This window comes from Campylobacter concisus, assembly GCF_050447485.1.
Classification (GTDB): Bacteria; Campylobacterota; Campylobacteria; order Campylobacterales; family Campylobacteraceae; genus Campylobacter_A; species Campylobacter_A concisus_BQ.
Genome location: NZ_JALMFY010000002.1, coordinates 41,508 through 55,893, shown reverse-complemented (window position 1 = coordinate 55,893; position 14,386 = coordinate 41,508). Strand labels below are relative to the sequence as shown.

At 40.4% G+C, this 14,386-nt stretch carries 14 protein-coding genes; all 14 read left to right on the top strand.

Annotation, left to right across the window (positions count from 1 at the left end; genetic code table 11):
- The first annotated feature begins 4 nt into the window (after positions 1-4).
- The 14 genes from MTT29_RS09665 (at position 5) to dxs (ending at position 14,376) form a co-directional block, all read left to right on the top strand.
- On the top strand, positions 5-505 hold the full coding sequence (locus MTT29_RS09665; protein ID WP_429800507.1) for a chemotaxis protein CheW: 501 nt from the start codon (positions 5-7) through the stop codon (positions 503-505).
- A gap of 8 nt (positions 506-513) precedes the next feature.
- Positions 514-1,140: a phosphoserine phosphatase SerB gene (serB, locus tag MTT29_RS09660; RefSeq protein WP_429800506.1), complete on the top strand. Its 627-nt coding sequence runs from the start codon at positions 514-516 to the stop codon at positions 1,138-1,140.
- 3 nt (positions 1,141-1,143) lie between these two features.
- A complete protein-coding gene (locus MTT29_RS09655; protein WP_103648094.1) occupies positions 1,144-2,136 on the top strand; it encodes a transaldolase in 993 nt (330 codons plus the stop codon).
- Positions 2,136-3,296 (top strand): type IV pilus twitching motility protein PilT, encoded by a 1,161-nt coding sequence (locus MTT29_RS09650; RefSeq protein ID WP_429800505.1) that lies wholly within the window; start codon positions 2,136-2,138, stop codon positions 3,294-3,296. Before MTT29_RS09655 ends, MTT29_RS09650 begins: the two co-directional genes overlap by 1 nt.
- A gap of 68 nt (positions 3,297-3,364) precedes the next feature.
- On the top strand, positions 3,365-3,901 hold the full coding sequence (locus tag MTT29_RS09645; RefSeq protein ID WP_002939542.1) for a 50S ribosomal protein L25/general stress protein Ctc: 537 nt from the start codon (positions 3,365-3,367) through the stop codon (positions 3,899-3,901).
- 11 nt (positions 3,902-3,912) lie between these two features.
- Positions 3,913-4,461 carry an aminoacyl-tRNA hydrolase gene (gene pth / locus MTT29_RS09640; protein WP_035143659.1) on the top strand — a complete coding sequence of 183 codons (549 nt, stop codon included), beginning with the start codon at positions 3,913-3,915 and terminating at the stop codon, positions 4,459-4,461.
- A complete protein-coding gene (locus MTT29_RS09635) occupies positions 4,458-5,522 on the top strand; it encodes an LptF/LptG family permease (RefSeq protein WP_429800504.1) in 1,065 nt (354 codons plus the stop codon). Before pth ends, MTT29_RS09635 begins: the two co-directional genes overlap by 4 nt.
- A 55-nt stretch (positions 5,523-5,577) precedes the next feature.
- On the top strand, positions 5,578-6,801 hold the full coding sequence (gene lysA, locus MTT29_RS09630; protein WP_429800503.1) for a diaminopimelate decarboxylase: 1,224 nt from the start codon (positions 5,578-5,580) through the stop codon (positions 6,799-6,801).
- On the top strand, positions 6,785-7,864 hold the full coding sequence (gene pheA, locus MTT29_RS09625) for a prephenate dehydratase (protein ID WP_429800502.1): 1,080 nt from the start codon (positions 6,785-6,787) through the stop codon (positions 7,862-7,864). The genes lysA and pheA overlap by 17 nt, the downstream gene beginning before the upstream one ends.
- Entirely contained in the window at positions 7,864-8,961 is a 1,098-nt protein-coding gene (hisC, locus tag MTT29_RS09620; protein WP_429800501.1) for a histidinol-phosphate transaminase, read from the top strand. The genes pheA and hisC overlap by 1 nt, the downstream gene beginning before the upstream one ends.
- 4 nt (positions 8,962-8,965) lie before the next feature.
- Positions 8,966-10,663 (top strand): flagellar basal-body MS-ring/collar protein FliF, encoded by a 1,698-nt coding sequence (gene fliF / locus MTT29_RS09615; RefSeq protein ID WP_429800500.1) that lies wholly within the window; start codon positions 8,966-8,968, stop codon positions 10,661-10,663.
- Positions 10,663-11,694: a flagellar motor switch protein FliG gene (gene fliG / locus MTT29_RS09610; RefSeq protein WP_012001435.1), complete on the top strand. Its 1,032-nt coding sequence runs from the start codon at positions 10,663-10,665 to the stop codon at positions 11,692-11,694. Before fliF ends, fliG begins: the two co-directional genes overlap by 1 nt.
- Positions 11,691-12,557, top strand: a complete 867-nt coding sequence (gene fliH, locus MTT29_RS09605; RefSeq protein ID WP_429800499.1) for a flagellar assembly protein FliH — start codon at positions 11,691-11,693, stop codon at positions 12,555-12,557. The genes fliG and fliH overlap by 4 nt, the downstream gene beginning before the upstream one ends.
- Positions 12,550-14,376 carry a 1-deoxy-D-xylulose-5-phosphate synthase gene (gene dxs, locus MTT29_RS09600; protein WP_429800498.1) on the top strand — a complete coding sequence of 609 codons (1,827 nt, stop codon included), beginning with the start codon at positions 12,550-12,552 and terminating at the stop codon, positions 14,374-14,376. Before fliH ends, dxs begins: the two co-directional genes overlap by 8 nt.
- Positions 14,377-14,386 lie beyond the last annotated feature (10 nt).

Here is a 14,386-nt window from a genome sequence, read left to right as displayed (position 1 = left end):
TTAGGTGATGAATGATAAACTAAACCAAGTTTTAAGCAAACAAAAACAGCAAATTGACGAGCCTGAGATAAAAAACAACGAAGATATAGTCCAACTTGTAGGCTTCGTTGTTGGCGAAGAAGAGTATGCGATACCTATTTTAAATATCCAAGAGATAATCAAGCCTATCGAATACACCCGTGTTCCTAGTGTGCCTGACTATGTCCTTGGTGTATTTAACTTGCGTGGAAACGTTATCCCTCTTATTGATTTGCGAAAACGTTTTTCATTAAATGTTACAAAGCAAAGCTCAAATACAAGATATATCGTCATGAAAGATGAGGATAACATCGCAGGCTTCGTGATAGACCGCTTGACGGAGGCTATCAGGATAGACCGTAACAGGATTGATCCGCCGCCAGAGACTTTGGTAAAAGACAAAGGCATGATCTATGGTATCGGCAAACGCGATCAAAATATCCTTACGATTTTAAAGGTTGAGAGCCTTTTAAAGCGTGATTTTTAGGGCATAGCTTGATAAAACTTTGTGTTTTTGACTTTGACTCTACGATAATGGACGGCGAGACGATTGATATCCTCGCCGCCGCTAATAACGCCAGTGATGAGGTGGCTAGCATAACGAAGCGTTCTATGAACGGCGAACTTGATTTTTTTGAAAGTCTTACAGCAAGAGTAAAATTTTTAAAAGGAATGCCACTTTCAAAGGCAGATGAAATTTGCAAAAATTTACCTATCATGCCAGGAGCTAGCGAGCTTATAGACGCTCTAAAGCAAAAGGGCATAAAAGTCGTGGTTTTTAGTGGTGGTTTTCACATCGCGACTGATAAGATGCAAGAAAAACTTAAATTTGATGCAAATTTTGCAAATATTTTGCACCATAAAGATGGAATTTTAACAGGTGAAGTTGGCGGAGAGATGATGTTTGGTAGCTCAAAAGGTGAGATGATAGATCGCTTAAAGGGGCTATTAAATTTAGATAAAAGTGAGATCATGTGCGTTGGCGACGGCGCTAATGATATTTCGATGTTTAGAAAATGTGATCTAAAGATTGCCTTTTGTGCGAAAGAAATTTTAAAAAAAGAGGCGACGCATTGCGTGGATGTCAAGGATCTGCGTAAAATTTTAAATTTTATAAGGTAAAAAATGTATGACAATGAAGCTAAATTTTCTCTTTGGTGTGACTTTATAGAGAGAGATTTTTTACAAAACGAATTCAACTCTTTGCTAGAAAAAGGCGTTATAAACGGAGCTACAAGCAACCCAGCTATCTTTAAAACAGCTTTTGCATCACCTGCTTACAAACAGATCATACAAAATAGCAACAAGCGTCACCCAAAAGATCTATATGAAATTTTAGCGACTCAAGATATCAAGATCGCCGCATGTAAAATGCTAAAAAACTACGCAAATGGCGATGATGGCTTTGTTAGCATAGAGGTTGATCCAAATTTAAGTGGTGATACGGCTGCTACGATAGAAGAGGGCATCAGGCTTCATAGCCTCATATCAATGCCAAATGTCATGATAAAGATCCCAGCTACAAAAGAGGGCTATGAGGCGATGAGTGCGCTTATGGCAAGAGGTATCAGCGTAAATGCGACGCTCATTTTCTCGCCAGATCAGGCTAAAAACTGCCTAGAGGCTTTTAAAGAGGGCAGTAAGGCTTATGCAAGCCGCTTTGTGGATACGACGATGCCAAAAGGCGTTATCAGCGTTTTTGTTAGTAGATTTGATAGAAAGCTTGATGAGACAATGTCTGCAAAGAGCCTACCAACAGGACAGATCGGCATAATGAACGCTGCAAATATCTATCATATCATTGAGGATTTTGGCTTAGAAAACGTAAGGACACTTTTTGCAAGCACTGGCGTAAAAGGCGGTGGCTTAAGAGGGGATTATTACGTTAGGGAGCTAATGTATAAAAACTCTATAAACACAGCTCCGATAGAGACGATAAAAGAATTTATAAAAGAAAAAGCTGAGGCAAAAAATGCCCCTAGCAAAGAAAATATCTCAAGCTTTTTCCACATCATAAAAAATAATGATATCGATATAAATGCTACTTATAAAGAGCTTTTAAATGATGGCTTAAAGCAGTTTGTTGCAGCATTTGATGAAATTATGAAATCACTTTAATGACCAAACAAGACCTAGACTCATATCTGTGCTCTTTAGTAGATAAAGGCGGTAGCGATCTTCATCTAAAGTCTGCAAGCCTTGTTTATGGGAGATTTAATGGTGAGATCATGCCACTTAGTGAAGAAAATTTAGACCCAAGTGATGCGGTAGCTATAGCAAATGAGCTTTTGGGGACTAAATTTGATGAGTTTATGGATAAAAAAGATATAGATTTTTCTTATAAACTAAATGATGAGTACTGCTTTCGTGTAAATATGTTTTTGCAGATAAATGGAATTTCTGCTGTATTTCGTGTCACTCCAACGAAAATTCCAACCATAAAAGATCTAAATTTACCAAGCGTGATAGAAAAAATTTGCACAGAGACCACTCGTGGCATCATTTTAGTGACTGGCCCAACTGGAAGTGGCAAGACGACAACGCTTGCAAGCATGATAAATTTCATCAACCAAACAAAAAGATCGCACATCGTGACTATCGAAGATCCGATTGAGTATGTATTTAATGACGATAAAAGTATAATCAATCAGCGCTCCATAGGGGCAGATGCGCTAAATTTCTCAGATGCGCTAAGGGCTTCACTTAGAGAAGATCCTGATATCATTTTGGTTGGTGAGATGAGAGATCTTGAGACGATTGAGACTGCCATTAGAGCTGCTGAGACTGGTCACTTGGTGCTTTCGACACTTCACACACTTGATGCAAAAGAGAGCGTAAATAGAATAGTAAATAGCTTCCCTCAAGGCGAGCGAGATAAGGTCAGTCTTATGTTCTCTTCAGTGCTTGCTTGCGTCATCTCACAAAGGCTAGTTAAGACGCTTTTTGGCACAAGATGCCCAGCAGTCGAGATCATGAGAAAAAATACCCGCATAAAAGAGCTCATATCTGAAGAGAAATTTGATGAGATCGACCTTGCCATAGCTGAGTCAAAAAATACTTATGGCATGCAAACTTTTGATCAGCACCTGCTTGAACTTTATGAAAATAAGATAATTAGTGCCGAAGTAGCGCTTGATAATGCTAGCAATAGGGGCGATTTGCAACTTAAGATAAAAAGCTCAAATGTAGCAGGTTTTAGCTTTGAAAATGGTGTAAATTTTGGCAAACCTCAAAGCAAACAAGATCAACCTGAAGTGATCGCGCTTAAAGAAATTTAAATAAGCTTTATCTGAAATTTATAAAGCATTAGATAAAATCAGCACCTATTTTTTATGAAAGGAAAACGATGTTAGAAGGAATCGTTAGAGAGAGTATCGGTAAGAAGTCTGCGAAGGCTTTGAGAAGAGATGGTTATCTAATCGCCAACATTTATGGCAAGGGATTAGAGAATGTTGCAGCTGCTTTTAAAGTCAATGACTTTATTAAAGAAGCACGCAAAAAAGAGAGCCTTGCTTTTGATGTAAAAGTAGGCGGAAAAGTTTATAATGTCGTTATTGTTGATTACCAAAGAGATGTTGTTACAAGCGATCTTAAACACGTAGATCTAAAAGTAGCACTTCCAGGCGTTTTATCAAAATATATGATCCCAGTTAAGCCAGTTGGAACACCTATTGGTCTTAAAAATAAGGGTGTTTTGATCCAGTCAAAAAGGCGTCTTTGCGTAAAATGCACGGCTGAAAATTTACCAAATTCATTTGACGTTGATGTAAGCAAACTTGACATTGATGATACGATTTTGGTTCGTGATATCACAGCTCCTAAAGGCGTTACTATCATTGACGCTGACCGTGTTGCGGTACTTGGAGTTATTAAAGCTAAATAAAAAGGGCTTTTGTGACACTAATAGCGGGGCTGGGCAATCCTGGTCCCAAATACGAAAATACTAGACACAACATAGGCTTTATGCTTATAGACCTCCTAAAAGACTCAAATTTCAAAGATGTTAGTTCAGCTAAATTTCAAGGCGAAGTTTTTAAATTTAACGACATTATCTTGCTAAAACCAACAACTTTTATGAACCTCTCAGGTCAAAGTGTTAAGGCGGTAAAAGACTTTTATAAGCCAGATAGGATCATCGTCATCCACGACGATCTTGATCTTAGTTTTGGTGCGGTTAAATTTAAAAAAGGCGGCAGTAGCGGCGGACATAACGGCATAAAATCGATCGATAATCTAATAGGCAACGACTACGAAAGAGTGCGCGTTGGCATAGGGCATGAGGGCGATGCTAAAAATTTTGTCCTTGGCGAGTTTAGCGATGAAGAAAAAAAGGCTTTAGATGAAATTTTAGCCTATACAAAAAATGCAGTTTGCGAGCTACTAAAGAGCGACATCAACGAAATTTCACAAAAATTTACGGTAAAAAAAGGTCTTATCAAATGAAACTATACGCCAGATACGTTGGCTGGGTCTATATAAAATCTTTTCTTATCGTATTTTTAGCGCTTGAGCTATTTTATGTTGGCATTGATCTGCTTACAAATTTAAAAGATCTGCCACCATCTGCGAACCTTCAGCTACTCTACGTTGGCCTTACTGCGCTAAGTGCCATTAGCTACGTTTTGCCACTTTCGCTCATCTTTGCGCTAATAATTTTACATGTAAATATGGTTCGCTCAAACGAGCTAATCAGCTTTTATGCTCTTGGCATTAGCAAAAATAAGCTCATTTTGCCGCCATTTCTTATCGCTTTTTTTGTGACTATTTTTTATGTCGGACTAAATTTTACGCCATTTGCTTATGCACATGATTATCAAAAAAGTATCGCCAAAAACACCGCTTTTTCAAAAAACACAAACGACTCATTTTTGAAATTTGAAGGCAAATTTATCTATATAAAAGAGCTAAACTCAGCCAAACAAAGGGCAAATGACGTGAGAATTTTTGACATTAACGGCACTGACTTGCTCTCAACAACCTTTGCCAACCACGCTAAATTTAAAGACAATGAGTGGGTTTTAGAGGATGTAAATCAGACCTTTTTGCCTCAAAATTTAGAGCTTGGCGAAAATGGCTTTAGTAAGGTAAAAAGCGAAAATTTAGATGCATTAAGAGGCTTTAAGCCAAAGAGCATCGAGAGCGCTGCAAGCGTTGAAAACTCGAAATTTAACATACCTGATGCGATAAATTTTATAAAGACATTTAAAAACGAAGGCATAGGGCTAGACAGCGCAAGAACAGCATTTTATAATCTTGCTATCACACCATTTTTTGCGCCATTTTTGCTGCTTATTTTTTACTATCATTTGCCAGTAACTGGTAGGTTTTTTAACCTAGCACTCTCAACATTTATCTTTGTCGTCATAACACTCGTAGTTTGGGGACTTCTCTTTATCTTAACCAAATTTGCTCAAACCTCAGTCATCTTGCCAGAGATCGGCATGGTGCTCCCTGTTATTTTGCTTTTTGCATACGCCATTTATCTCATAAAATCGCATCGTTAAGCCAAATTTTGGCAACTTTTTTGTAAAATCAAGCCATTTTAAAAAAGGCTATTTTATGGATTTTAAAGAGCTTGCAAGCAAATACAAAACCCCACTTTATATTTATGATTTTAACTACATTAAAGAGCGCTATGAGGCGCTAAAAAACGCATTTTACGCTAGAAAATCTCTGGTTTGCTACGCTGTAAAAGCAAACTCAAATTTAAGCGTTTTAAAATTTCTGGCTGATCTTGGAGCTGGATTTGACTGCGTGAGCATCGGCGAGGTCAAAAGAGCGCTACTAGCAGGAGCTAAAAGATATCAGATCATCTTTAGCGGCGTTGGCAAGAGTGATGAAGAGCTAAAAGAGGCTTTAGAAAATGAAATTTTGCTGATAAATGTCGAGAGTTTTGCTGAGCTTTTAAGGCTTGAAGAGATAGCAAAAGGGCTAAATTTAAAAGCTAGGATCAGCATCAGGGTAAATCCAGGCGTTGATGCAAAAACGCACCCATATATCTCGACAGGGCTAAATGAAAACAAATTTGGCGTCGATGCGGTGACTGCTAAAAAGATGTATATCCACGCTAAAGCTTCAGAGTTTCTTGAGCCAACTGGCATACACTTTCATATCGGCTCGCAGCTAACTTCACTAAGCCCGATAATAGACGCTGCAAAGATCGTTAGCGAGCTTTTAAGAGAGCTAAGAGCGCTTGAGATTGATATCAAATTCTTTGACGTTGGTGGCGGACTTGGCATCATATATAACGACGAAAAAGAGATAAATTTATATGACTACGCACAAGGAATTTTAGGCGCGCTAAAAGGTCAAGATGTGACTATCGTTTGCGAGCCAGGACGCTTCATCGTGGGCAATGCTGGCTACTTTGTCGCAAGCGTTTTATATGAGAAATTTAACGGCAAAAAGAGATTTGTCATCACTGATGGCGCGATGAATGATCTCATAAGACCAAGTCTTTATGGCGCGCATCACAAAATTTTTGTCGATGGTAAAGACGAAAATTTAGGCACTTGTGATGTGGTTGGTCCAGTTTGTGAAAGCGGCGACTTTTTAGCAAAAGATATAGAGCTGCCAGAGTGTAAGAGTGGCGATATCATCGTGGTTAAGGGAGCTGGGGCTTATGGTTTTAGCATGAGCTCAAACTACAATACAAGAAACAGAGCCGCTGAAGTTTGCGTGCTTGATGGCAAAGATAGGCTGATAAGAAGACGCGAGAGTTTCGAGGACGTCGTGGCACCTGAGATAGAATTTTTGGAGAGCGCTGATGCAAGAGCTAAATGAGCTTAGAAAAGAGATCGACGCGATCGATGATCTTATCTTAAACAAGCTAAATGAGAGAATGAAGCTTGTCGAGCAGATCGGCAAGCTAAAGCAAACGAGTGGGACGCCTATATATCGCCCTGAGCGTGAGCGAGCTATCATAAACCGCTTAACTAGCCTTAGCAAAGATAAAGCTTTAAATAAGGCTGCGATCGAGGCTATTTATCTTGAAATTTTTGCCGTTAGTAGAAATTTAGAGATGCCTCAAAAGATCGTCTATCTAGGACCTGAGGGCACCTATACGCATCAAGCGGCGCAGAGTAGATTTGGCGCGATGAGTGCCTATCTGCCACTTGCTACGATCGAGGCAGTTTTTACAAAGCTAGCTCAAAAAGAGGCAAAATATGGCGTTGTGCCTATCGAAAACAACACTGAAGGCGCTGTTGGAGCTACGCTTGATTGTTTGAGTAAATTTGATGATATAAAGATAGTAGCAGAGCTCTACGTAGATATCCACCACAGCTTTGTTAGCATAAATGAAAATTTAAAAGAGATAAAGCGAATTTACTCGCATCCGCAAGGCTACAACCAATGCCGTAAATTTTTAGAAGATCACCTGCTAAATGAGGTCGAATTTATCCCAGCCAAATCAACCGCCGCAGCCGCATATATGGCATCTATGGATAGAGAATCAGCCGCCATTTGCTCAAAAATCGCAGCTAAAATTTACAATGTGCCAATCGTATATGAGACTATTGAAGATAATATGGCAAATAGAACGAGATTTTTGATTTTAAGCGATTTTAAAAACGCCAAGGTTGAAAACTCGAAAACTTCGATCCTAGCCAAAACTGATCACCGCCCAGGACGCCTTGCTGATCTGCTTTCTATCTTTAAAAATGAAAATATCAATATCACAAAACTTGAGTCACGTCCTATAAAGCAGCGCGAATTTAAGTCAATATTTTACCTTGACTTTGAGGGGCATATCGACGATGAGAAGGTGCAAAACGCCTTTGAACTCGCAAAAGAGAGCGGCGCTGAGATAACGTGGCTTGGAAGCTATTTAAACGGAGATGAGTAATGAAATTTAATGACTTTTTAGATGATCTAGTAAATTACGAGGCTGGGAAGCCGATCGAACTTGTGGTTAGAGAGTTTGGCATTGAGGCAAAAGATGTGATAAAGCTAGCGAGCAATGAAAACCCTTTTGGCACTAGCAAACGCGTAGAAGAGGCGCTAAAAGAGGTCGCTAAAAACGCACATCTCTATCCAGACGATAGCTACTTTGAGCTAAAAGATGGGCTGGCTAAGAAATTTGGCGTAACTAGCAAAAATCTAATCATCGGCTCTGGAAGCGATCAGATCATAGAGTATGCGCTTCACGCAAAGGCAAACAAGCAAAGTGGCGTTTTGATGGCTGGCGTGACATTTGCGATGTATGAAATTTATGCAAAACAAACTGGGGCTAAAATTTACCGCACAAAGAGCGTTGAGCATAATTTGAGTGAGTTTTTAGAAATTTATAATGCACACAAAGATGAAATTTCAGTCATTTTTCTTTGCTTGCCAAATAACCCATTAGGCGAGTGCATTGATGCTGGTGAGGTCTATAAATTTATAAAAAACATTGGTGAAAACACGCTTGTGGTGCTTGATTGTGCCTACAACGAATTTGCCAAATTTAAAGATAGCAAAAAAGAGATAAAGCCAAGCGAGGTGGTGAAATTTAAAAACGTAATCTATCTTGGCACTTTCTCAAAGGCCTACGCACTTGGTGGCATGCGCGTTGGATACGGCGTGGCAAATGAAGAGATCATAGGCGCACTTTCAAAGCTAAGAGCTCCTTTTAACATCACAACTCCAAGCTTAAGAGCGGCGATCGTGGCACTTGGTGATGATGAGTTTGTGCAAAAAACTATGCAAAACAACTTCGAGCAGATGAAGAGATATGAGGAATTTGCAAGGCAAAATGGCATTGAGTTTATCCCAAGCTATACAAATTTCATCACATTTAAATTTAACGAGCCAAAATCAAGCCAGATATGCGAAAAGATGCTAAAAAAAGGTATAATTTTACGAGATTTAAAAAGCTATGCCTTAAATGCGGTGAGAATCACCATCGGTCAGGCATGGCAAAACGATAGAGTTTTTGAAGAGTTAAAGCAAATTTTAAAGTAGGGATATGGATTTTAAGGCATTACTTCATCAAATAAGTCAAATTTATCAAAAGCTTTCACTAAAACAAAAGATCGTCGCGGGCAGCTCGATCGTCTTAGTTGTGGCTTTTTTGGTATTTTTAACGCTTTACAAAAGTAAAAGTGATAGCTTTGCAGGATATAGCGTCCTTTTTGAAAACATTAGCCCAAGCGACTCAGCCTTAATAGTCGATCAGCTAAACAAAGATGGCATCAAGTATAAACTAGCAAACGAGGGCACTATCCTTGTGCCAACGAGCGATGTCTATAAAGAGCGTATCGCTGTTGCAACGCTTGGCATACCAAAAGAGAGCAAGATCGGTTTTGAAATTTTTGACAAGCAAGAATTTGGCGCAACAGACGCCGAGCAAAGAGTTAAATTTCAAAGAGCGCTCGAGGGTGAGCTAGCTAGAACGATCGAGAGCCTCTCATCTATCCAAAAAGCAACCGTAAGAATAGCCATACCAAAAGAGAGCGTCTTTACTGAAAGACAAGCACTTCCGACCGCTTCTATCGTAGTCGAGCTAAAGTCAGGCGTTAGTCTAAATGCGAAGCAAATTTTTGGCATTAAAAACCTAGTCGCTGCCTCTGTTACAAATTTAAGCACAGAAAATGTCAAGATAGTAAATCAAGATGGCGTCGCACTTGGCGATGAAGACGGAGAGTTTGATAGTGATGCCATAGCTCAGCAGATCCGCTATAAGCGCGAGTTTGAAAATAATTACGAGCAAAAGATCGTAAATGTCCTAGCTCCTATCGTAGGCGGCGCTGACAAGGTCGTAGCAAAGGTAAATATCGACTTTGACTTTGATAAAAAAGATACAAAAAGCGAGGTTTATGACCCAAATAACGTCGTAAGAAGCGAGAGTAACATCGAAGAAAAGCGTCAAGGATCAGCTCCAAATGAAGTGGGTGGCGTCCCAGGTGCGGTTAGTAACATAGGTCCAGTTCAAGGACTAGATGATAGCACTTTAAAAGAGCAATACAACAAAAGCTCACAGCAGACAAACTACGAAATTTCAAAGAAAGTGACAAATGTCAAAGGGCAGTTTGCGAGCATAAACAGAGTAAGCGCAGCTGTCGTTATAGACGGACTTTATCAGAGCAAAAAGGATAAAGATGGCAAGCCAACTGGCGAGCTTGAATTTGCCCCGCTTACCAAAGAGCAAAGAGAATCAATCACAAATTTAATCAAGCAATCAATCGGCTACAATCAAAATAGAGGCGATGAGGTAAGCTTGGATAACTTCGAGTTTAAAACTGGCAAAGATGTCAGCACTGGTGAAAAAGTAGACGGCTTTATGAGTAACTACGTAATGCCGTTCTTGCCGCTACTAAAATACATCTTTGCACTTGTTTTACTCTACTTTTTCTACAAAAAGGTCATCGTGCCATTTATGCAAAAAATGCTTGAGGAGACCAGAGAGGAAGAGGAGCAAGCCCAGGACGATCTTGAAGAGATCGAGATGGATGCAGAAGATACGCTCGAGAAATTTAAAGCCGCTCGCAAGAAGGTCGAGGAGCAGCTTGGCCTTAGTGGTGAATTTAACGAAGACGAGCTAAAATACGACGTCCTTCTTGAAAAGATGAAGATAGTAGTCACCGAGCGAAGTGAGGAAATTTCAAATTTACTCCAAGATATGGTTAAAAACGATAGTGAATTTAACATGCGTAAGGAAATTTGATGTCTATAAAACTAACCGATAAGCAAAAGATGATATATGATGATCTTTCGATGCCTGAAAAGATCGCTATTTTACTGATCCAGCTTGGTGAAGAGGCGACAGCTCTTATATTTTCTCATATGGATGTTGATGTCATCACCGAAATTTCAGGCTACATAGCAACTGCAAAAAATATAGACAAACAAGTTGCAGGCGCCATTTTGGAAGAATTTTACGCTCTCATGCAGTCAAATCAATATATGAGAAGCGGTGGCTTAGAGTATGCAAAAGAAATTTTATACCGCACATTTGGCCCAGAGGCTGCTCAGAAAATTTTAGACAAGCTTGCTAAAAGCATGGAAAACTCAAAGAGCTTTGGCTATCTTGATAAGATAAAACCACAACAGCTCGCAGATTTTATCGTAAAAGAGCACCCTCAAACTATTGCGCTAATCCTAGCCCACATGGACTCAACAAGTGCCGCCGAGACGCTAAGCTTTTTCTCAGATGAGCTAAGAAGCGAAGTTGTGATCAGGATGGCAAATCTTGGCGAGATCAGCCCATCGGTCATCAAGCGTGTCTCAACTGTGCTTGAGGGCAAGCTTGAGAGCCTCACATCTTACAAGGTCGAGGTTGGTGGCCCAAGAGCTGTGGCAGAAGTGCTTAACAGGCTTGGTCAAAAAGCTAGCAAAAGCACGATCGAGCGCATTGAACAAAGCGATGATAAGCTTGCTACAACGATCAAAGAGCTTATGTTTACCTTTGAAGATATTATCAACCTTAACGCAACTGCGATTAGAGAAATTCTCAAAAATGTCGATAAAAAGGACCTTATGGTTGCATTTAAGGGCTCAAGTGATGGCATTAAGGATAAATTTTTGTCAAATATGTCTCAGCGTGCAGCCGAAGCATTCAAAGAGGAGATGCAATACCTTGGCGCTGTGCGTGTAAAAGACGTTGAAGAGGCACAAAGACGCATCGTTGAGGTCGTTCAAGGTCTAGCTGATCAAGGTGTCTTCCAAGTTGGCGAAGCAGATGAGATGATAGAATGAAAAGTAGCGTAATAACAAGTGAGACCTCGCCGGCTCATTTTATAGAAAATTATAGATTTAAGGTGCTTGGAAGTAACGAAAGAGCCCAAGATAGCGCACCTGTTTTGATAGAAGAAAATAATCTTAGTGAAGAGCTAAATGAACAAAGCTTAGAGCAAGGTGGTGAAAATTTTGCGTCGCAAAGTCAGCCAGTTCACCAAATGCAGCCAAGCATGCAAAGCCATTTTGGCTCTCAGCCTCAGCCAGCTCACCAGCCTGGATTTGACTCAAGTTTTGTTGAGGAGCTACTTAAAAAGACCGATGAGCTAAGCAGCAACATCATCAAGCTTCAAATGCAAATAGAAAATCAAGAGAGTGAATTTGCAAAACGTCTTGAAGCTGAGATCGCCCGTGCAAAAGAGGATGGCAAAAACGAAGGCATCGCTCAAACAAATGCTGCAAACGAGGCAAAGATAAAGGAGCTTGAGGCTAAATTTAACGCTTCAGCTGCAAAGTTAGATGAGCAATACGCTAAATTTGATGAGTTTTTGAAAAAGAGCGAGGAAGAGCTTGGACAAACTGCGATAAAGATCGCAAAAGAGGTGATAGAAAAAGAGGTGTCAAGCGCATCTAGCCAGATCGCTCATCACCTAGCAAATTCGCTCATTAAAGAGCTAAGCGATGTAAAAAATATAGAAATTCGCGTTAATCCTGAAGATAGCGAGTATCTAAAAGAGCAGTTTAGTAAAAACGAACGCGTAAAAGTAAGCGCTGATGATGCTATAAGTAAAGGTGGCGTGGTGATCATAAGCGAGGGCGGAAACATCGATGCAACGATGCAAACAAGGCTTGAGAAGCTAAAAATGCTGGTAAATAATGAATAAAGACGTTAAAAGCCTAAATGTTGATGAGCTAAACGCGCTTTGCCACGACATCAGAGATAAAATTTTAGCCACTGTTAGCAAAAATGGCGGTCATCTTAGCTCAAATATCGGCGCAGTCGAGATCATCGTTGCGATGCATAAAATTTTTGACGTTACAAAAGATCCGTTTATTTTTGATGTGAGCCACCAAAGCTACGCGCACAAGCTACTAACTGGGCGCTGGGATAGCTTTGATACGCTTAGAAAATTTAACGGCATCAGCGGCTACACAAAGCCAAGCGAGAGCAAATTTGACTACTTTGTGGCAGGCCATAGCTCAACGTCTATTTCGCTTGCAGTTGGCGCTGCAAAGGCGATCAAACTAAAAAATGAAGAGCGCTTGCCAGTGGCTGTCATAGGCGACGGCTCGCTAAGTGGCGGCATGGCGTATGAGGCGCTAAATGAGCTTGGGGATAGAAAATATCCTTGCGTCATCATCCTAAACGACAATGAGATGAGCATAAGTAAGCCAATAGGCGCGCTTAGCAAGTATCTAAGCCAGATGATGGCAGGGCAGTTTTATCAAAAATTTAAAGGCAGGGTTGAGCGCTTTTTAAGCTACATGCCAGACTCCGCAGCCTACATGGCTAGACGCATGGAGGAGGGCATCAGACTCATCACTCCTGGCATGTTTTTTGAAGAGCTTGGGCTTGAGTATATAGGCCCAGTCGATGGACACGACCTCTCAGCACTTCTTAGCACATTTGAAACTGCCAAAAACATGAAAAAGCCAGTCATCGTACACGTGCAGACGCTAAAGGGCAAAGGGTATGAATTTGCCGAGGGTTACTATGAAAATTGGCATGGAGTTGGGCCGTTTGATCTAAAAAGTGGCGAATTTATAAAAAGACAGTCAAACAAGTCAGCCACGGCGATCTTTAGCGAGCAACTTTTAAAGATGGCAAGAGAGTACAGCGACATCGTTGGTGTAACGGCTGCGATGCCAACAGGCACTGGCATGGACGCGCTCATACATGAGTTTCCAGACCGCTTTTGGGACGTGGCGATAGCCGAGCAGCACGCAGTTACCTCGATGTCAGCCATGGCAAAAGAGGGCTTTAAGCCATTCGTCGCGATATATTCGACCTTTATGCAAAGGGCCTACGATCAGGTCATTCACGACGCTTCTATCTTAAATTTAAACATAACCTTTGCGATGGATAGGGCAGGCATCGTGGGTGAAGACGGCGAAACGCATCAGGGCGCTTTTGATATTAGCTTTTTAAACGCTGTGCCAAACATGGTTCTTTTTGCCCCAAGGTGCGAAGAGAGCATGAAAAATGTTATGGAATTTGCCTACTCTTACAAGGGTGTTAGCGCGTTTAGATATCCGCGTGGGGCGTTTATCTTAAGAGATGAGTTTAAAGCTAAGCCACTTGAGTTTGGCAAGGGTGAAATTTTAGCTGACGCAGAGTCGGATATAGCATTTTTAGGCTATGGCAATGGCGTTGGCAAGGCAAATTTGGTTAGAAATTTACTAGTTGGCAAGCTTGAAGCTATCCTTGTCGATCTAGTCTTTGTAAAACCACTTGATAGTGAGCTTTTGCTGGATCTTGCAAAACGCACTAAAAAGTGGTATATCTTTAGTGATAGTGCTAAAAAAGGCGGTGTTGGCGAGATCGTAAGTGCGTTTTTGCAAGAAAATGGCATATCAAATGTAAGCGTTGTTAGCTTTGAGTATGATGATAAATTTATCCAGCATGGTTTGACAGCAGAGGTTGAAAAGAGCCTTGGCATAAGCGCTGAGCAAATTACCCAAAAATTACTAGAGAATAATTAATATCATTTAA